Consider the following 19,260-nt stretch of genomic DNA (forward strand, 5'->3'; position numbering starts at 1 on the left):
TCGGGGAAGGGGGCGGCTTATGCAAGACTTCGCTTATCACAAAGGCGGGTTATCACCGGCAGATTTCACGGCTGCAGCATTATTTCGATAAAAACCGGTTCCCAAGCGTTCGCCTCCTGTTCTATAGGAGGTCGCAGTCAACATCCTGTTGAATAGCCAACCGAAAGGTGAATGCGATGACTGGACTGGTGCGCACGAGTGCCGACCTCGATCCGAGACGCCGGCGGATACTCTATCGCTGCTGGCACCGCGGCATTCGCGAGATGGACCTCGTTCTCGGGCAATTCGCGGAAGACAATATTGCGCTGCTTTCCGATGACCAGCTCGATGAGCTTGAGATTATCATGGCGGAAGAAGACAATGACCTCGTCAAGATGGTGACGGGCGCGCTTGCCATCCCGGAGAAATTCCAGACCCCGCTGTTTGAAAAGATCGCCTCCTACCGTCCCGATTTCGATCTCGTCACCGCAGACAACGTGAAAGCCTGAAACCATGATAGCCGGATTCGATGCAAAGCTGGTGTCGTCGGCCGATACGCCGCTGACCATCGGAAACGTGCCCGCAGGCATGGAAGCGCTGCTGCTTGCCGAGATGGCGCGCGCAGGCACCTCGGTCGCCTATGTCATGTCGGATGGCCAGCGCATTGCCGATCTCGAGCAAATCCTCGGCTTTGTTGCGCCCGATATTCCGGTCATGACGCTGCCGGCTTGGGACTGCCTTCCCTATGACCGCGTGTCACCAAGCGCCGACACGTCGGCGCGTCGCCTGGCGGCGCTTGCCGGTCTCATCAGCCACGCGAAGAAACCGCATCCGGCCATCGTGCTGGTCACCGTCAACGCCATGCTGCAGAAGATGGCCCCGCGCGAGATCATCGAAAGCCTTGGTTTCTCTGCGAGACCCGGCAACCAGATCCGCATGGAGGATATTGCCGCGCGGCTGGAGCGCAACGGTTTCGACCGGGTCGCGACGGTGCGTGAAGTGGGCGAGTTCGCCGTGCGCGGCGGTATTCTCGATGTTTTCGTGCCGGGAACCGAAGAGCCTGTGCGGCTCGATTTCTTCGGCGATACGCTGGAGAGCATCCGTACCTTCGATCCGGCCAGCCAGCGAACCATCGGCCAGGCGCGCTCGCTCGACCTGAACCCGATGAGCGAAGTGACCCTGACGCCCGATACGATCAGCCGGTTCCGCAAAAATTACCTGTCGCTGTTCGGCGCGGCGACGCGCGACGACGCGCTTTATCAGGCCGTCTCCGAGGGCCGCCGTTATGCGGGCATGGAGCACTGGCTGCCGCTGTTTTACGAGAAGCTGGAGACCGCCTTCGATTATCTCGAAGGGTTCCGCATCGTCACCGATCATACGGCGCGCGAGGCAGCCAAGGAGCGCTCCAAGCTGGTGCTCGATTATTACGAAGCGCGGAGAAGTTCCGGCGAAACCAAAGGTTCGACGCAGGGCGCGCCCTATAAGCCCGTGTCTCCCGGCCAGCTTTATCTCAACGGCAAGGATTTCGACACGGCCCTGTCTGCCGTCAATGCGGTGCGTCTGACGCCCTTCAATGAGCAGGATAGCGAGGGAAGACCCGTCGCCACGCTGGACGCGCATGTAGGACCGCGCTGGGCGCGGCCGCCAACCGAAGGCGAAAGCGAAGAACGGGTCAATGTCTTCGATCTGGCCGTGAAGCATATTGCCGAGCGCCGCGCCAAGGGTTGGAAGGTGCTGATAACAGGCTGGTCGGAAGGTTCGCTCGACCGGCTGCTGCAGGTGCTGAACGAGCATGGGCTTGAGAAGATCAAGCCGGTCACCTCGCTGAAAGAGGTGGAGAAGCTCGGAAAAGGCGAGGCGGCCTCGGCGGTGCTGAGCCTCGAAGCGGGTTTCGAGACGGGAAACCTTGCCGTTATTGGCGAGCAGGATATTCTCGGCGACCGTATGGTGCGTCGCTCGAAGCGTCGCAAGCGCGGTGCCGATTTCATCTCGGAAGTGGCTGGGCTGGACGAGGGCTCGCTGGTCGTCCACGCCGAACATGGTATAGGCCGTTTCGTCGGCCTGCGGACCATCGAGGCGGCGGGTGCGCCGCGCGCGTGTCTGGAACTGCATTATGCCGATGACGCCAAGCTGTTTCTGCCGGTTGAAAACATCGATCTTCTGTCCCGTTACGGTTCCGACGCGGCGGAAGCCACTCTCGACAAGCTCGGCGGCGGCGCATGGCAGATGCGCAAGGCCAAGCTCAAGAAGCGCCTGCTCGACATGGCCGATGAGCTTATCCGCATCGCAGCCGCGCGTCTGGTGCGCCATGCGCCGGAGCTCATTGCGCCGGACGGGCTCTACGATGAGTTTGCAGCTCGTTTCCCCTACGACGAAACCGAGGATCAGCTGAACGCCATCGAGGCGGTGCGGGAGGATCTCGCGGCCGGCCGGCCGATGGACCGCCTCATCTGCGGCGACGTTGGCTTCGGCAAGACCGAAGTGGCGCTACGCGCAGCCTTCCTTGCCGCCATGAATGGCGTGCAGGTGGCGGTGGTGGTGCCAACAACGCTTCTCGCCCGCCAGCATTTCCGCACTTTCTCGGAGCGCTTCCGCGGGTTGCCCATCCGCGTGCAGCAGGCGTCCCGTCTTGTCGGCTCCAAGGAACTGGCGCTGACCAAAAAGGAAGTGGCCGATGGCAAGACGGATATCGTCGTCGGCACGCATGCGCTGCTCGGCGCGGGCATCAGCTTTGCCAATCTAGGCCTGCTCATCATCGACGAAGAGCAACATTTCGGCGTCAAGCACAAGGAGCGGCTGAAAGAGCTGAAAAGCGATGTGCATGTGCTGACGCTTTCTGCGACGCCAATTCCACGTACGCTGCAGCTGGCGATGACCGGCGTTCGCGAACTCTCGCTCATCACCACGCCGCCGGTCGACCGCATGGCGGTGCGCACCTTCATCTCGCCCTTCGATCCGCTGGTGATCCGCGAGACCTTGATGCGTGAGCATTATCGCGGCGGCCAGAGTTTTTACGTCTGCCCCCGTCTTGCCGATCTCGCCGATATCCACGCCTTCCTGCAATCGGATGTGCCGGAGCTGAAGGTGGCTGTGGCGCATGGGCAGATGGCGGCGGGCGAACTTGAAGACATCATGAATGCCTTTTACGACGGCAAATATGATGTGCTGCTGTCGACCACCATCGTCGAATCCGGCCTTGACGTGCCGACCGCCAATACGCTGATCGTGCACCGTGCCGATATGTTCGGTCTTGCCCAGCTGTACCAGCTGCGCGGCCGCGTGGGCCGCTCCAAGGTGCGCGCCTTTGCGCTCTTCACCCTGCCGGTCAACAAGGTACTGACCACGATGGCGGAGCGGCGGCTGAAGGTACTGCAATCGCTCGATACGCTCGGCGCCGGTTTCCAGCTGGCGAGCCACGATCTTGATATTCGCGGCGCGGGCAATCTGCTCGGCGAGGAACAATCCGGCCATATCAAGGAAGTCGGTTTCGAGCTCTATCAGCAAATGCTGGAAGAGGCCGTGGCCGAAGTGAAGGGCGACGAGCAGGTGCAGGATAGCGGCTGGTCGCCACAGATTTCGGTCGGCACCTCGGTCATGATTCCGGAAGACTACGTTCCTGATCTGCATCTTCGCATGGGTCTTTACCGCCGGCTTGGCGAGCTTGCGGATATCAGCGAGATCGACGGTTTCGGCGCTGAAATGATCGACCGCTTCGGCCCGCTGCCGAAAGAAGTGCAGCATCTGCTCAAGATCGTTTACATCAAGTCGCTTTGCCGCATTGCGAATGTGGAGAAGCTGGATGCCGGGCCGAAGGGCGTTGTCGTGCAGTTCCGCAACAAGGAATTCCCCAACCCGGCGGCGCTGGTCGGTTACATCGGCAAGCAGGGATCGATGGCGAAGATCCGGCCGGACCATAGCCTGTTCCTCAACCGTGATCTGCCGACGCCGGAAAAGCGGCTGACGGGTGCGGCGATGATCATGACGCAGCTTGCGGAGCTGGCTCGGTCGTAGATTTGAGCCTTTGGGGGGCGGTGGGTGGGGCTTTACCCCCCTCTGCCCTGCCGGGCATCTCCCCCTCAAGGGGGGAGATCAGCAAGAGGCGCCGTTGCCGCCTCATTCGAAGGGGTTGAGATGTGCGAGATGTTGCCGCATATCGATCTCCCCCTTGAGGGGGAGATGCCCGGCAGGGCAGAGGGGGGTAAACCCCACCCGCCTGCAGCCGCTACCAGGTTGCTAATCTTCCCAAAGCCTTCAGCCAAAATTACCGCGATGTAACGAAACGGACATCTACCGGTATTCTTCGCAGGCGTAATCTCATCCTCATACCCGGTGCGGCGGATCGTTAAGCCGCCGGGTAATGAAGGAGCAGGACGATGTGGACCAATATCAACAGGTTTGCCACCGCTGGTCTGGTTGCTTTGACAATTGCGGGCACCACAATTGCCACCACCAGCCAGGCGGAAGCGCGCAATAATTTCGGCCGCGGCCTTGCCGCCGGCATCGCAGGCACGATCATTGGCGGAGCGCTGATTGCGGGTGCAAGACACCCGGGCTACGCTTACGGCCCCGCCTATTACGCGCCGGCTTACGGTCCACCCGTCTACGCTTCCCCGGCTTATGGCCCGCCTGTTGTTTACCAGCCGGTCTATCCGCGCTGCCACGTTGCCTGGAGGCAGAATGCCTGGGGTGACATGTATCGGGTCAGGGTTTGCGATTGATCGACTGGCAGACCGGCGGCGTGCAGAGCGTCGCCGGTTTTTGCATGATTTTGGCTAGCGGCTGTCTTCCGGGGTGATGCCAACAGCCACGTTCTGGTCGGTCGCGGCGATCGAGGCGGGAAGCGGTACTTTTCTCTGCTTTTCACGGATCAGCGTCAACAGGCCCGAGCCGACGATGAGGGCGATGCCGATCAGCATCCATCCGTCGATACGGTCGCCGAAAATCAGATAACCGAAGAGAATTGCCCAGAGCATCTGGCTATATTGCGTCGGACCGATCATAGCGGCCGGCGCATATTGGGCGGCATACATGACCAGGACGTTACCAAGCGCGCCGAGCAGGCCGTACCCTGCCAGCAGCAGCCATTGTTCCCCACCCGGCATGACAAATGTCGGCACCATGGCAACGCCGCTGATGACGAGACAGCCGAGCACGCCGGCGCCATAAAGCGAAACGTTCTTTTCCGATGGGCCCATGGCGCGGAAGATGACGATGCTGAGCGCGCCGCTGAAGCCGGCGATGATGGCGCCCAGATGGCCGATGCCCAATTCTCGGAATCCAGGCCGCAGAATGATGAGCACACCCACAAAACCGATGATGACGGCCGACCAGCGGCGAATGCCCACCTGTTCCTTGAGGAACACCACTGACATGATGGTGACGAAGGAAGGAAGCAGGAAGATCAGCGCGAAGGCCTCGGCCATGGAGAGATGGGTAAAGGCAGTCACACTGCCGACCGCGCCGGTCCCGGCGGAAAAAAAGCGGATGATCCACAAGGGCCGGTTGGTCGTCTTCACCACATCCAGCCAGCTGTCATTGCGCTTGCGGATGAAGGGCAGGGCGACAAGGCCGAACAAGGCGCCGAAAAAGACCGATTCGATCGGCGAAATCTGGCCTTCTATGAGTTTAACGCTGGCATCGCTCCAGGCGTAGGCAGCAAAGGCGGCAAAGGCGAGTAAAATGCCTTTCAGGGTCTGGTCGGACACGGAGCACCGGCGGAAAATCGAGTTGCAGAAAACCGCCGGTGGTTTGGCCGTCAGTTCATCGATCTATGCTCGTCCGCCTTGATTTTTGCAATATCCCGCAATGCAGCAATTAGGACGTCTGGCGTTTGTGCACCGCTTATGGCGTATTTCTGATCGATGATGAAGAAGGGTACACCGGCGACGCCCATCTGCTGGGCAGCATCGATTTCGGCGACGACCGTGTCCTTGTCCGCGTCCGAAGCCAGCAGCCGTTCGACCACTTTCGCATCCATGCCGGCCTTTGCGGCAACGTCGATCAGCACGGTGTGATCTCCGATGTTGCGGCCCTCTTCGAAATTGGCCTTGAACAGGCCGGTCACGACCTTCTCCTGGACATCGCGGCCTTCGGAATGGGCCCAAAGCGACAGGCGGTGTGCATCAAGCGTGTTGGGGCCGATCTTGATGGCGTCGAAATTGTAGTTGATGCCAACTTCCCTGCCGAGCTGAACCAGCGAGGCATGCGCCTGTTCCAGACGCTCCTTGCCGAGTTTTTCCTCAAGCGCTGCTTTCTGGTCGACGCCTTCCGGCGGATAGTCCGGGTTGAGGCGGTAGGGACGCCAGTTCACGTCAACGCTGATTTCATCCTGGACCTCGGCAATGGCGAGATCGAGCCGGGCCTTGCCGAGGTAACACCACGGGCAGACCATGTCCGATACGACGTCAACAACGATGCGTTCCATGGCTGAGGTTCCTTATATGATCGATCTGACGGTGGCAGGTTATTGCGCCCGCGCGTCCCACCAGGTCTGTTTCTGATTGCCCTGTATCGGTGTCATATCCGGGCGGTCGATATATTTCCAGCGTGCGACCCATTGGGCGCCGATGTAATAGAGCGGAATGATATAATGGCCGGCTACGAGAAGACGGTCATAGGCGCGCACGGCCGCCTGGAAATCTTCCGTCGAGCGGGCCTGCAACAGCGCCTCTATCATCCGGTCTATATCGGGATTGGCAACACCTGCATAGTTGAAGCTGCCCTGCGCATCACGCGAAAGCGAATTCCAGCGGTTCAGTTGCTCCATACCAGGCGAAAGCGACGAGGGCAGGGAGCGGATGATCATGTCGTAATCGAAGCTGTTCGAGCGGGCCTGATATTGCCCGTCATCAACCGAGCGGATGCCCATGGCGACGCCGATCAGGTTCAGCGAGCGCTGATAGGCAAGCGCGATACGTTCCTGCGCCGGGTTTTGCGTCATGATCTCGAAGGCGAGCTGGCGGCCATTGGCATCGGACATCCTGCCGTTCTTGATGCTGTAGCCAGCCTCTTTCAGCGTGTCGACGGCCATTTTGAGCACCTTGCGGTCGGCGCCCGTGCCGTCTGTCGTAGGCAGGGCGTAGGTGCCGGCCAGCAGCTCCGGAGACATGGTCTTCGCCGCGTCGCCAAGCAGCGCCAGCTCACGCGCGTCGGCGGCGTTACCATAGGCGCCGAGCGGCGAGTTCTGCCAGTAGCTCTGGGTGCGCTTGAAGGAGCCGCCGAGGATGTTTTTGTTCATCCATTCGAAATCGAACGCATAGGTAAGGCCCTCGCGTACCTTTTCGTCAGCGAAGACGGCACGGCGGGTGTTGAAGACGAGGCCGAACATGCCGGTCGGCAGGCGCGGCTGGAACACGTCCTTGACGATATCGCCGCGATGGACGGCCGGGAAATTGTAAGCCTGTCCCCAATGGGAGGTATCGGAGGTGCCGTTGATGGCGTCGCCTTCGGGGTAGATGTCGATATCGCCCTTCTTGAAGGCCTCGAACATGGTTGTAACCTGGAGGAAATAGGTGATGCTGATTTCGTCGTAATTATCGAAGCCAACTTTGCCTGGAATATCCTTACCCCAGTAGTCGGGGTTTCTCTCCCAGATGATTCGTTCACCCGGACGCAGCGTTTTGATTCGGTATGGACCCGAGCCGACAACCGCGCCGAGGCCCGCCTGCTCGAATTTTTCCGGATCGATCGCATGTTTCGGCAGGATCGGCGTGGAGGAGGCGAGAATAAGCGGGGTTTCGCGATTGGCTTTTTCATTGAAGGTAAAGCGCACGCTGCGTTCGCCGGTCTTCTCCATCTTGGCCACGCCGTCGAGACGGCTGTTGAAAGGCGGGCGGCCCTTTTCCTTCAGGAGATTGAAGGTGAAGATCACATCATCGGGCGTTACCGGCTCGCCATCCGACCATTTCGCCTTGGGGTTGATGTTGAACTGGACAAAGCTGCGCTCGTCGTCCCACTCCACGGTTTCGGCGAGTAGCCCATAGAGGCTGAAGGGCTCGTCGCTGGAGCGCGACATCAGCGGCTCGTAAAGAAGATTGCCGAACTCAGGATCCCAAACACCACGGGCCGTGGTGCGCATTCCCTTGAGAACAAAGGGATTGAGGCTGTCGAAAGTGCCGACAACGCCGTAAGAAATGCGACCGCCTTTCTTCACGTCCGGATTGACATAAGGCAGGTGTGAAAAATCCGCGGGAAGCGCCGGTGTGCCATGCATCGAGATGGCGTGCAGCGGCTGCGCTACGGCACTCCCGCCGGGAAGCAGGGATGATCCCAAAAGAAACAATGCGGGGATGAGGGCCGCAAGGTTGCGCATGTCACTGTCCTGTCTCAACTGTCCGTCCGATGTGCGTCAGGACCGTTTATCATCATGATTCTGGCAGATATGTAGCACAGGGACATTGCAGGACCCATGCGGGCGCGGGAAATCTTGGGTCCGCTCAAGAAAAAGTTAAAGAAGTGCTGGATATCGCCGCGAACGGCATGTAACAGGGTGGCCGGAAGAGACGGGTCACGCATTTGCCTCATTTAAACGACAGTTGAACGGGCAGAAGGATACCGCCATCGACGAACAGAGCCTCGAACGGCCTGTTCTGGCAGACATTCAGGAGACGGAACTCTTATGATGCACAAGGCAAACACATTCACCCGGACGGCTCTGTCCGCTCTGGTCCTTTCTCTCGGCGCAGTTTCCGCTCCGGCCATTTCGCAGGCGCAGGATGCTGCACCGGCCGCTCAGGGTGGCGCTGGCGCTCCGCCCCTCGGTTGGTTCAAGACTTGCTCCAAGCAGGAAGACAACGATGTCTGCGTCGTGCAGAACGTGGTTCTTGCCCAGAACGGCCAGATGATTACCGCTGTCGGCCTCATCACCGTTGAAGGTAAGGTCAACCGCAAGCTGCTGCAGGTTTCCGTTCCGACCGCGCGTCTCATTCCTCCTGGTGTGATGATGCAGATCGATGGCGGCAAGGGCCAGAAGCTCGACTACGCCGTTTGCCTTCCCGACAAGTGCACGGCCGAAGTTCCGCTGACGGATGCCATGATCGCTTCGCTGAAGAAGGGTAGCGAGGTGGTCTTCACCTCCATCAACTTCCGCCGCGCGCCGAACCCCATCAAGATCGCGCTGACCGGTTTCACCGGCGCTTACGATGGTGCTGCCATTTCCCAGTCGCAGCTGGCTGAAAGCCAGCGCAGCCTGCAGGAAGGCATGCAGAAAAAGGCTGAAGAAGCTCGCAAGAAGCTGGAAGCCGCTCAGGATGCCGCCAAGGGCGCGCCGAAGCCCTGATTGCTGCAAAGTATCAAGAATGACAAAACCGGTCTGGCGACAGACCGGTTTTTTTATGCGTGTTTTACGTCCCTGGGAGGGGGGATGGTTGGCGGGCGTCAGTGTGCCGTCGACATTTTCGGTCGCCATTCGCCGTTTGGCGACTTGTCGAAGATGCGGCCGATATTCTGGTTTCTGAGCGGTGTCTCGTCTTCGTCGTGTACGAGGTTCTGTTCGGAAACATAGGCGACATATTCCGTCTCCTCGTTTTCCGCCAGAAGATGGTAGAAGGGCTGGTCGCGATCCGGCCTGATTTCTGCCGGGATGGCGTTCCACCATTCCTCGGTATTGGCGTATTCCGGGTCCACGTCGATGACCACGCCGCGGAACGGAAACACCTTGTGGCGGACGATCTCGCCAAGCGTGAATTTTGCGTCTCTTTGTTTCATGGCATGAATTTCCTTTCCCAATATTAGTTGGGTGTGCATTGGGAAATATCAAGACCTAGCGGTTTTGACGGGGTGTTCAGCGCCTTCGGCCAATCGGCGCAGTGGCGAGAACGACGCCGCCGGTGACGAGTACGATGCCGATGGCGTGATAGGTCTCGAAGCTCTCGCCGAGGAAAAACGTGGCCATGAGGATCGAGACCGGCGGCATCATGTAAAGCGTGATGCCTGCCGTGGCCGGACCGAAAACACGCACCGTATGGGTGAAGCAGTAGAAGGCCAGAAGCGAGGCGAAGAGGATGATGCCGCCGATCTTCGCCCAGGCGATTGGCGTGGTGGGCAACATGCCGCCCTGTGCCAGTTCCAGTGCTGCCGGCGGCAGAAGGACAAGCGCGCCGGAGAGCGCGATCAGACCGAAAAGGCTTAAGGAGGCCATCTGCCGTGCTGCCGGTTCGCGCAGCAGCAGCGAATAGATCGCAAAGGCGATGGCAGCTGTCAGGATCGCGAAATCGCCGATGTTGAAATTCATATGCCGGAGAGCGGAGATATCGCCCTTGAGCACGATGGCGGCGACGCCGGCGAAGGCGATAATCATGCCTGCCACTTCAAGCTTGCGGATCGGCCGGCCCTGAAAGATGCGCTGGAACAGGATGATGAACAGGGACGATGTCGTGTAGATCAGCGTGCCGTTGGCGGCCGTGGTCATGGTCAGACCCCAATAGACCACGCCGCCGCAGATACCCATGCCGAGAATGCCAAGGACGAGCCAAAGCAGCGTCTTGCGCCGCACAAAAGCAAGGAAGTTGTGCCAGTCGGCGACCATGAAGGGTGCGATGATGAGGGTCGAGCCCATCCAGCGGATGAAAGCGGCGATGAAAGGCGAGACTTCGCCGACGACGCCGCGGCCGAAAATGACGTTGCTGGAAAAAAAGAACGGCACAGCCAGAAAGATGAGCCAGTCCGTGAGGCGTGTTTGCTGCGTGGCTGGCTTGTTCGACATTCTTTACGATACGGCTGGGCTTCAAAAGAAAACGGCGGCTTTCCGGGGAAAACCGCCGAGATGGATCGAGCGCCCAGAGAGCGCTCGCAGGGCCAATCAGGCCGAATAGTACATGTCGAATTCGACCGGGTGAGGGGTCATTTCGAAACGCATGACTTCCTGCATCTTCAGCTCGATGAACGAGTCGATCTGGTCGTCATCAAACACACCGCCGGCGGTCAGGAACTTGCGGTCCTTGTCTAGGCTTTCCAGCGCTTCGCGCAGCGAACCGCAAACGGTCGGGATCTTCTTCAGTTCCTTGGCAGGAAGGTCGTAAAGGTCCTTGTCCATCGGCTTGCCGGGGTGGATCTTGTTCTTGATGCCGTCGAGGCCGGCCATCAGCATGGCCGCAAAACCGAGATAGGGGTTCTGGGTCGGGTCCGGGAAGCGGACTTCGACGCGCTTTGCCTTCGGGTTGGAGCCGAAGGGGATACGGCAGGAGGCAGAGCGGTTGCGCGCGGAGTAAGCGAGCAGAACCGGCGCTTCATAACCCGGCACCAGACGCTTGTAGGAGTTGGTGGTCGGGTTGGTGAAAGCGTTGATGGCCTTGGCGTGCTTGATGATGCCGCCGATGTAGTACAGGCAGGTCTCGGAAAGACCGGCATATTCGTCGCCCGCGAAGGTCGGCTTGCCGCCCTTCCAGATCGACTGGTGAACGTGCATGCCCGAGCCGTTGTCGCCGAAGATCGGCTTCGGCATGAAGGTTGCCGTCTTGCCATAGGCATTGGCGACCTGGTGCACGACGTACTTGTAGATCTGCATCTTGTCGGCGCTGGAGACGAGCGTATCGAACTTCACACCCAGCTCGTGCTGAGCGGCAGCCACTTCGTGGTGGTGCTTTTCGACGACGACGCCCATTTCGGCCAGAACCGTCAGCATTTCGGAGCGCATGTCCTGCAGGCTGTCGATCGGCGGAACCGGGAAATAACCGCCCTTGACACGCGGACGGTGACCGAGGTTGCCCGTCTCGTAGTCGGTGTCGTCGTTGGACGGCAGTTCCGACGAATCCAGCTTGAAGCCGGTATTGTAGGGGTCTGCCTTGTACTTCACGTCGTCGAAGACGAAGAATTCAGGCTCGGGGCCGACGAAAACGGTGTCGCCGATACCGGAAGCCTTAAGGTAGGCTTCGGCCTTCTTGGCAGTGCCGCGTGGGTCGCGGTTATAGGCTTCGCCCGAAACCGGGTCGAGAATGTCGCAAAGGACGACCAGGGTGGACTGGGCGAAGAACGGATCGACATGGGCGGTTGCCGGATCGGGCATCAGCACCATGTCGGACTCGTTGATGGCCTTCCAGCCGGCGATCGAGGAGCCGTCGAACATGACGCCGTCGGCGAACATGTCTTCGTCGACGCATACCACGTCCATGGTGACGTGCTGCAGCTTGCCCTTGGGATCGGTAAAGCGCAGGTCCACGAACTTGATGTCGTTATCCTTGATCTGCTTCAAGATATCGTTTGCGGTCGTCATTTAAACTTTTCCTTGAGTGTGATGATGACGAGGTGAAAACCCAAGCCTCCCCGGCTCGGGACTTTTTTTAATTATATGGCGTCCACGCCTGTTTCACCGGTTCGGATGCGGATGACTTCCTCGACATTGGAAACGAAAATCTTTCCATCGCCGATGCGTCCTGTCTGCGCCGCATTGCGGATCGCCTCGATGACGGCTTCCGCATTCTCATCCGCCAATACGACTTCGACTTTCACTTTCGGCAAAAAGTCCACAACGTACTCTGCACCGCGGTAGAGTTCCGTGTGGCCCTTCTGACGACCAAAGCCTTTTGCTTCCGTGACCGTGATTCCCTGAAGTCCGACTTCCTGAAGGGCTTCCTTCACTTCATCGAGCTTGAAAGGCTTAATGATCGCTTCGATCTTTTTCATGAGAAAATATCTCTCCGCTTCTCCCGTTAAAGCAGGTAAATCCCGCTCTGCCACAAGAATGCACGTATTGTGCCAGATCGGAAGCGGGCGTGAAGAAAAAACTTCGTTCCTCCGGCCTTCCAGCACAAAATGCATTCGCTTTTTGCGCTTTTCCAGCCAATTTCTCGCCGAAACCCGAAAAATCCATCTGCATTTCTGTGAAATTGTATTATTTTAGGTTTTTTGAATATTTTGAAAAACGCGAGAAGGGGAAAGGTCGTCTGTTTATATTTTATGCATTTGTCTATTATTTGGACATGGCTAGTTGCTCATTTTTGTATCGATTGCCTTTCCGACGTTTTGAAGGGATGATCGTGACATGAAATCCCTCTCGCATCTCTTTCTCATCGACCCTGTTGTCATGGCCCGCATCGATGCGGCGGCCGGGCAATCCGGTATTCCTCTTTATGACCTTATGGAGCGGGCGGGGCAGGCGGTTGCCGCCTCGGCGTTGCGTCACTACCCGCAGGCGCAGCGTTTGATCGTGCTCTGTGGCGGCGGCAATAATGGCGGCGATGGTTATGTGGCGGCGCGCGCGCTCTTGCACAGCGGAGCGGTCGTCGCGGTTCATCATCTCGGTGATGTCGTCGCGCTCAGGGGTGATGCGCGGACGGCCTTCGAGCGAAGCGGCGTGACGCCGCTGCCGCTCGGCGATTATAGGCCGCTCTCGGGTGACGTGGTGATCGATGCGGTATTCGGGGCTGGATTGTCCCGCGATGTTCCGCAGGAACTTGTCCGCGTGATCGAAGCGGTCACGCAGGCGAAGGTGCCGGTTCTCGCTGTCGATCTGCCCTCGGGTCTCTGCGGCAGGCGGGGCGTGCCTCTCGGCGCGTCGTTCAGGGCCGAGCGGACGATCACCTTCATGGCGCGCAAGCCGGGCCATCTGCTCATGCCGGGACGGGAGCTTTGCGGGACGCTCGAGGTATTTGATATCGGCATTCCGTCCCGCATCCTTGAAGCCCATTCTGGCTCGATTGCGGAAAACGATCCGCTTGTCTGGCGTTCTGCCTTGCCTGCGGACGATCTCGAGACGCATAAATTCCGCCGCGGGCATCTCACCGTTTTTTCCGGCCCGGCTCATGCGACGGGGGCATGCCGCATGGCGGCGCTTGCGGCGCTGAAGGCAGGTGCAGGCATCGTCACCGTTGCCGCGCCGCGCCAGGCGCTCGACGTGCTGTCCACGACGTTGACGGCCGTGATGAACGCGCCGATGGACGATGCCGACGATCTGCGGTCGTGGCTGGAGGATGGGCGTCATGGCACCTTCGTTCTCGGTCCTGGTTTCGGCGACCTCGAAAAGGCGCGGCAATTCGTGTCCCTGCTTGGAGACAGGGCGGTGGTGCTGGATGCCGATGCGATCACGGCTTTCAGGGATCATAAGGAGGCCCTGTTTGCGCGTGTCACGTCGGGAACGGGCAAATTCGTGCTGACGCCGCATGAGGGCGAATTTGCCCGGCTGTTTCCCGATCTTGCCGCCGACAAGATGCTGAGCAAGATCGAGAAGGCCCAGGTAGCCTCGGCGCGCAGTGATGCCGTACTGGTCTACAAGGGCGCGGATACGGTGATTGCCGGGACGGATGGCCGGGCGGTGGTCAACACCAATGCGACCGCGAGCCTTGCGACGGCTGGGTCAGGTGATGTGCTGGCCGGTATCATCGGCGCGCTGATGGCGCAGGGCACGCCTGCCTTCGAGGCGGCTGCGGCCGGGGTCTGGCTGCATGGCGAGGCGGGCCATAGGGCAGGTAGCGGCATGACGGCGGAGGATTTGGCCCATGCGGTTCGGCCGTTCGTCTGATGTAGGGATGCGCATCTCAACTTTCGCCGCCGCGGACTTGATACGTGGTCCAGGGCGATCAAGTCTTTGATTGTGACGCACTGATCTCACGGCGCAAACGCGCCGTGGCCTGATGCCGGATCAAGCCCGACATGACGGAGGATAGGTTTCTATCCTGCCAAGCGTCTCGCTTTTCAGGCCTTCACACACGCCCTCAATGCGCGGCCTTGCCTGCCTGGCTCGCCATTGCCATTCGCGAGGCGCTGATCAGCAGCTTGCGCTCAGCGCGCTCCTGCTGCGGTGTGCGATTGTAGATTTCGCGATAACACTTCGAGAAATGCGAGGCGGAGACGAAGCCGCAGGCGACGGCCACTTCGACCACCGGCATGGCGGATTGCACCAGCAGGTGACGCGCGCGGTCGAGGCGGATTTCGAGGTAATAACGGGCGGGCGAGCGGCCCATTTCCTGGCGGAAGAGGCGTTCCACCTGCCGGCGCGACAAATCGGCGGCATCGGCGATGTCGAGCAGGGATAGCGGTTCGGCAAGATTGCCTTCCATCAATTCGATGATCGACAGAACCTTGCTGTTCTGCACGCCGAGGCGGGCGCGTAGCGGCAGGCGCTGGCGATCATTCGGGCTGCGCACGCGGTCGGTCAATTGCTGTTCGCAAACGCGGTTGACGAGGTTTTCGCCGAAATCCTGGCCGATCAGGCTCAGCATCATGTCAAGCGAGGCCGTGCCGCCGGCGCAGGTATAGATGTTGCTGTCGACTTCGAAGAGATCGGCATAGACTTCCACCTGCGGGAAGGCTTCGGAAAAGCCGGGCAGGTTCTCCCAATGGATCGCGCAGCGCTTGCCGTTGAGGAGGCCTGCCTGCGCAAGGATATGGGCGGCGGTACAGAGGCTGCCGATGGCGATGCCGCGATTATAGGCCTCACGCAGCCAGGCATTGACCGACTTGTTGATGTGTTGGTCCACATCAATGCCCGAACAGATGATCGCCATTTCCGGGCGGTTTTCGCCGCTGACATAGCGCCGCTCATCGGCAAGACAGGTATCGGCCTCAAGACAGATGCCGCTCGATGACATGACCTTCTGGCCGTCGAGCGAGGCGATCCGCCATTCGTAAGCCTGATAGCCCAACATTCGGTTGGCGATGCGAAGCGTTTCAACCGCTGCAGCGAAGGGCAGCATGGTAAATTGCGGAATGAGAAAAAAGACGATTGAGCGTTTCTTCTGGGAGTTTCTGCTCATTTGCCCGTGCTCCGTTGCGAATACGCAATTCCTCCCTTGGAATTGGTCTTCTGGATGTCCTCTCTGCGACATCTTTAACGAAAAATACGCCGTGGAATCGGGGCTGTCAAAAAATAGCTTTTGAATTATGCAAAATTTGCGACAAGGCTTTAAAACGGGCGCTGTGTCGCATGTAAAACAGGCAGGCAATTTTGCGCCTTCGGTCCCTTTGGTCAGGGGCGGCGCTTATGGCTCGCAACGCAAGAGAGGGTCGCGAGCCATCTGTCCGCCATCATTTGCGACCGGCGTGTGTGCGGGTGGTGTCGGCTGTCGGCCATCCGATATCCTTCAATGTTTCCGGCGGCAATCCCTCCAGTGTACGAAGCATCCGGTCTCGCCGCCATTCTGCGTAACGGGCGGAAACATGTTCGGACAGGCGCTGGAGCCAGCCACCGGATGCTGGGCGGTGCGAAGACCGGTTGGTTACCGGCAGATAATGTACCATGGTCATGTCTTGATCCTTTCCTGAACCACGATCGTGTTTGCGACTTCGGTATGCGCCCGCTTGTTTTATCAAGCAAGCGAATGAGACTTATGTCATTCATCAATTTATCGAATGAATTACCGGCTCGGAACGCGGGATGTCCGCGAGGTCGTTGCCGCTTCATTCCGACGAAGCTTAAATCGCCCCGTCAATCGATGTCCCAGATGGTGCGCCGTTGTTGACATTCAATCAAACGAAATGATATCCATCTATAAATCAAAATATTTGAAGGTGCGTGCCATGACCGTGACTTTCCGCCAACCGCTACCGTTGCTGGATAACGACATATTGAGAACCTTCGTCGCCATTGCGGAAACGGGAAATTTCTCTACCGCTGCGGAAGTGGTGTTCAGAACGCCCTCGGCCGTCTCCATGCAGATCAAGAAGCTTGAGGAGCAGTTGAAGACGACACTGTTCCTGCGCGATGCCCGCTCAGTGACATTGACCGCGCACGGCGAGACGCTGCTGACCTACGCGCGGCGGATGATTGCTCTCTCTAATGAGGCCGTGTCGCGTTTCGTCATGCCGGAACTGTCAGGTGTCGTCCGGCTCGGTGCGCCGGAGGATATTGGCGAGCGTGGCTTGTTGCCGGGCATTCTCAAGCGTTTTGCCGATGCTTTCCCCGGTATCATGATCGATGTCACCATCGATTCCAGTTCCAATCTCTATAAGCGCATGGACGAGCAGCGGCTTGACCTCGCCCTCGTCAACTGCGCCTCCCACCCGCTGCGCGATACCGGCGAGGTGCTGATGCGCGAACGTCTGGTCTGGGCAGGCGCAAAATGCGGCACGGCCCATCTGCGCGATCCGCTGCCGATTTCCATTTGGGAAGAGGGCTGCATCTGGCGCTCGGAGGCGATCAATTCGCTGGAAAAACGCGGGCGCAATTTCCGCGTGGCCTATCTCAGCGGCCATACCATGGCGCAGCGCGCGGCGATTGCCGCCGATCTAGCCGTTGCGCCGCTGCCGCGATCCTACGTGCTGAACGACATGGTCATTCTGGGTGACAAGGAAGGCCTGCCGGAACTCGGCTTTTTCGATATCCGACTGATCATGGGCGACAAGGCGTCGCGCCCTGTTCTTGCGGTGGCTGAAAGCATTCGAAACGCTTTTGTCGAGGTCGCCAAAGCGGCCTGAGGTCCAGGACGTGCGCGGCGGCCGTGGACCGTCGCGCGTTCGGGATGGTGGTATTCAACCCGCCATCGAATCCTGGGACGCCGAATGGTCAGTTGCGCCGGTTTGCCAGCTTCCACGCTTGACCAGCCAGTCGGCCGAATTCTGCAATCCGCCAAAGGGAAAGACGTGAATCTGCCGGATGGGGCCTTGCGGATTGGCCTGCCAGTGCCTCTCTATCGGACCGACGACGCTTTCCGGTGAATGACCCTTCGCGAGCGTCGTCAGGGAAAGCGCGTTTTTCTTCAGATAAGCAATGGAATTGCCGACGCCGCAGAGTGCCGCATATTTCAAAAGCGTCGTGATCTTGGCCGGGCCGGATACGCCGATATGCACCGGAAGCTCGATGCCAGAGGCCGAAAGCCCTTCCGCCCAGGCGATGAAACGGGCGGGATCAAAACCGAACTGCGTGACGATGCGCATGGCGGCATCGCTTCTCTCGGCAAAATCGCGTTTCAACCGGAGTGCGGCCATTGCCGTGTCATCGTTGAAGTCCGGGCTGCCTTCGGGGTGGCCGGCGATGGCGATCTGCCTTATGCCGCAATGGTCAAAAATGCCTGTCGACAACATGTCCATGCTGGATGCGAAGGGACCGGTAGGTCGATCGACGCCGCCACCGACAACCAGAACATCCGTAACACCTGCTTCTCCGGCAAGCCGTCTCACCTGTTCCTCAAACGCCACGCGTGAGGGGATGCGCCGCGCTGCAAGATGCGGCACCGGTTCGTAACCGAGGTCGCGCAAATGTGCTGCGGCTTCAACCAGCCTTTCCTGTGAGGCTGCTCCGGTGTCGGTGAGGTAGACGCGGACACCCCGCGGAAAGAGGCCGGCAAGCTCCGTCGCGCCAAGCACCTGTGCGGGTGAGGCTTCAATGGAGGCCGGGATGACGGAAGCGGCGGAAATATCGGGCAATTTGTGCAATATCCTTTTTATTACCATGCACCGGTTTTGCGGCGAAGTCTGTGCCTGTTGCGGCAAGACAGGCTTGCATCTGCGACGAAGCTCGGTCCGGTTTCCCTCAGACGCGGTTCACCAGATCCGCTTTGTCAGTCCGTTCCATAGCCAGGTCCAGATGGTGGGCGGAAAACGCAGCACCGATTTGCCGGGTGAGGGCGGCTGCGGGGCGAGGCTGCCGGAAAGGGCGTCCTCTATGGCGCTGACGGCGATATCCACCGATGCCGCGGTCAAAAGCAGTGGATAGGTAGCAATCGTATCGGAGGGCGACGGTTTCAGCCGTTTCTCGTAAAGCGTGGCGCCGGTATCCACGCCCTTGTCGACCAGATGCACGGTCGCACCGAAATTGCCGCGGTCTTTTTCCACCAGCGCCCAGTAACCGCCCATCTGCCCGCGATAGGCGGGGTTGATGCCGGCATGGAAATTGATGATCGGGCATTGGAGGTCCTGAAGCGTGGCTGGCGTCAGCAGGCGGCAGGAAATGGTGAATATGACCGCCGGTTTCAGCAGATTGGCGGCCTCGCGGCATTCCTCATCATTGAGCGAGGCGAATTGCGTGACGGGAAGACCGGGGTGGAGATCAGGAGAAAGGCCGTGTTCGGCGATGATCTCATTGCTTCTGCGAACCGTGAAGCGTTTGCCGAGCCGCGAGGCGATCATCGTCGCCATCTGGCCCGCAGCGACAATCCATCCGAGCCGTCGCGCGCGCCGCCTGAGAATGACCGACTTGCTTTCCGGCTGCTCCAGGAAGACGTGGATGTCGGAAAACCGGGCAGCCAGCGCGTTGATCATGACATTGGGGTTCGTGCCGCCCGCCGTCATCACCAGAAGCCGATTGTTGATGTCAGTCATATCACCCACGCGATTTTCCCAAACCATGATCCGGTTGGCGAGTGTGCCCTGTGAACTTCAAAACCCTGTTAATTTTCATAGACGGGATTTTTT

At 59.4% G+C, this 19,260-nt stretch carries 18 protein-coding genes; 7 read left to right on the top strand and 11 right to left on the bottom strand.

Annotated elements, in window-relative coordinates:
* Window positions 1–176: 176 nt before the first annotated feature.
* The 3 genes from ACFVTJ_RS03760 to ACFVTJ_RS03770 all read left to right on the top strand — a co-directional run bounded on the left by ACFVTJ_RS03760 (window position 177) and on the right by ACFVTJ_RS03770 (window position 4,697).
* Window positions 177–488: a succinate dehydrogenase assembly factor 2 gene (locus ACFVTJ_RS03760; protein ID WP_386904729.1), complete on the top strand. Its 312-nt coding sequence runs from the start codon at window positions 177–179 to the stop codon at window positions 486–488.
* A gap of 4 nt (window positions 489–492) precedes the next feature.
* On the top strand, window positions 493–3,990 hold the full coding sequence (gene mfd, locus ACFVTJ_RS03765) for a transcription-repair coupling factor (protein ID WP_386904731.1): 3,498 nt from the start codon (window positions 493–495) through the stop codon (window positions 3,988–3,990).
* 362 nt (window positions 3,991–4,352) lie between these two features.
* Window positions 4,353–4,697, top strand: a complete 345-nt coding sequence (locus ACFVTJ_RS03770) for a hypothetical protein (protein ID WP_144573999.1) — start codon at window positions 4,353–4,355, stop codon at window positions 4,695–4,697.
* A 54-nt stretch (window positions 4,698–4,751) separates the two neighbouring features.
* On the opposite strand, the gene ACFVTJ_RS03775 is transcribed toward ACFVTJ_RS03770, so the two are convergent.
* The 3 genes from ACFVTJ_RS03775 to ACFVTJ_RS03785 are packed head-to-tail and all read right to left on the bottom strand — an operon-like array spanning window position 4,752 to window position 8,290.
* On the bottom strand, window positions 4,752–5,684 hold the full coding sequence (locus ACFVTJ_RS03775; protein ID WP_386904733.1) for a DMT family transporter: 933 nt from the start codon (window positions 5,682–5,684) through the stop codon (window positions 4,752–4,754).
* Window positions 5,685–5,734: 50 nt separating this feature from the next.
* Window positions 5,735–6,403 carry a DsbA family oxidoreductase gene (locus ACFVTJ_RS03780; RefSeq protein ID WP_386904735.1) on the bottom strand — a complete coding sequence of 223 codons (669 nt, stop codon included), beginning with the start codon at window positions 6,401–6,403 and terminating at the stop codon, window positions 5,735–5,737.
* 39 nt (window positions 6,404–6,442) lie between these two features.
* Complete coding sequence (locus tag ACFVTJ_RS03785) at window positions 6,443–8,290, bottom strand: extracellular solute-binding protein (RefSeq protein ID WP_386904737.1); 1,848 nt, start codon at window positions 8,288–8,290, stop codon at window positions 6,443–6,445.
* Between the two features lie 306 nt (window positions 8,291–8,596).
* Here ACFVTJ_RS03785 and ACFVTJ_RS03790 point away from each other — a divergent pair, with 306 nt between their 5' ends.
* Window positions 8,597–9,256, top strand: coding sequence for an invasion associated locus B family protein (locus tag ACFVTJ_RS03790; protein WP_386904739.1), 660 nt, complete (start codon window positions 8,597–8,599; stop codon window positions 9,254–9,256).
* 98 nt (window positions 9,257–9,354) lie between these two features.
* Here the strand turns inward: ACFVTJ_RS03790 and hspQ are convergent, their stop codons facing one another.
* The 4 genes from hspQ to ACFVTJ_RS03810 all read right to left on the bottom strand — a co-directional run bounded on the left by hspQ (window position 9,355) and on the right by ACFVTJ_RS03810 (window position 12,597).
* Window positions 9,355–9,684 carry a heat shock protein HspQ gene (hspQ, locus tag ACFVTJ_RS03795; RefSeq protein ID WP_386904741.1) on the bottom strand — a complete coding sequence of 110 codons (330 nt, stop codon included), beginning with the start codon at window positions 9,682–9,684 and terminating at the stop codon, window positions 9,355–9,357.
* A 76-nt stretch (window positions 9,685–9,760) separates the two neighbouring features.
* The gene (locus ACFVTJ_RS03800; RefSeq protein WP_386904743.1) at window positions 9,761–10,681 is read right to left on the bottom strand and encodes a DMT family transporter; all 921 of its coding nucleotides are present in this window, start codon (window positions 10,679–10,681) and stop codon (window positions 9,761–9,763) included.
* Window positions 10,682–10,777: 96 nt separating this feature from the next.
* Window positions 10,778–12,187, bottom strand: coding sequence for a type I glutamate--ammonia ligase (gene glnA, locus ACFVTJ_RS03805; RefSeq protein ID WP_004442307.1), 1,410 nt, complete (start codon window positions 12,185–12,187; stop codon window positions 10,778–10,780).
* A 71-nt stretch (window positions 12,188–12,258) separates the two neighbouring features.
* The gene (locus ACFVTJ_RS03810) at window positions 12,259–12,597 is read right to left on the bottom strand and encodes a P-II family nitrogen regulator (protein ID WP_003515720.1); all 339 of its coding nucleotides are present in this window, start codon (window positions 12,595–12,597) and stop codon (window positions 12,259–12,261) included.
* Window positions 12,598–12,686: 89 nt separating this feature from the next.
* Between ACFVTJ_RS03810 and ACFVTJ_RS03815 the strand changes: the two genes are divergently transcribed.
* Window positions 12,687–12,959 (top strand): hypothetical protein, encoded by a 273-nt coding sequence (locus ACFVTJ_RS03815; RefSeq protein ID WP_386904746.1) that lies wholly within the window; start codon window positions 12,687–12,689, stop codon window positions 12,957–12,959.
* Complete coding sequence (locus ACFVTJ_RS03820) at window positions 12,956–14,431, top strand: NAD(P)H-hydrate dehydratase (protein WP_386904748.1); 1,476 nt, start codon at window positions 12,956–12,958, stop codon at window positions 14,429–14,431. The genes ACFVTJ_RS03815 and ACFVTJ_RS03820 overlap by 4 nt, the downstream gene beginning before the upstream one ends.
* A 193-nt stretch (window positions 14,432–14,624) precedes the next feature.
* Here the strand turns inward: ACFVTJ_RS03820 and ACFVTJ_RS03825 are convergent, their stop codons facing one another.
* Window positions 14,625–15,665 (bottom strand): GlxA family transcriptional regulator, encoded by a 1,041-nt coding sequence (locus ACFVTJ_RS03825; RefSeq protein ID WP_004442297.1) that lies wholly within the window; start codon window positions 15,663–15,665, stop codon window positions 14,625–14,627.
* A gap of 271 nt (window positions 15,666–15,936) precedes the next feature.
* A complete protein-coding gene (locus ACFVTJ_RS03830) occupies window positions 15,937–16,155 on the bottom strand; it encodes a hypothetical protein (protein WP_386904750.1) in 219 nt (72 codons plus the stop codon).
* Between the two features lie 231 nt (window positions 16,156–16,386).
* Between ACFVTJ_RS03830 and ACFVTJ_RS03835 the strand changes: the two genes are divergently transcribed.
* Complete coding sequence (locus ACFVTJ_RS03835; protein WP_386904752.1) at window positions 16,387–17,325, top strand: LysR family transcriptional regulator; 939 nt, start codon at window positions 16,387–16,389, stop codon at window positions 17,323–17,325.
* A 54-nt stretch (window positions 17,326–17,379) separates the two neighbouring features.
* Here the strand turns inward: ACFVTJ_RS03835 and ACFVTJ_RS03840 are convergent, their stop codons facing one another.
* Window positions 17,380–18,300, bottom strand: coding sequence for a methylenetetrahydrofolate reductase (locus ACFVTJ_RS03840; RefSeq protein ID WP_386904754.1), 921 nt, complete (start codon window positions 18,298–18,300; stop codon window positions 17,380–17,382).
* Between the two features lie 90 nt (window positions 18,301–18,390).
* A complete protein-coding gene (locus ACFVTJ_RS03845) occupies window positions 18,391–19,167 on the bottom strand; it encodes a formyl transferase (protein ID WP_386905272.1) in 777 nt (258 codons plus the stop codon).
* Window positions 19,168–19,260: the final 93 nt, after the last annotated feature.

Origin of the sequence: Agrobacterium sp. NPDC058088 (assembly GCF_042885035.1) — a bacterium.
Classification (GTDB): domain Bacteria; phylum Pseudomonadota; class Alphaproteobacteria; order Rhizobiales; family Rhizobiaceae; genus Agrobacterium.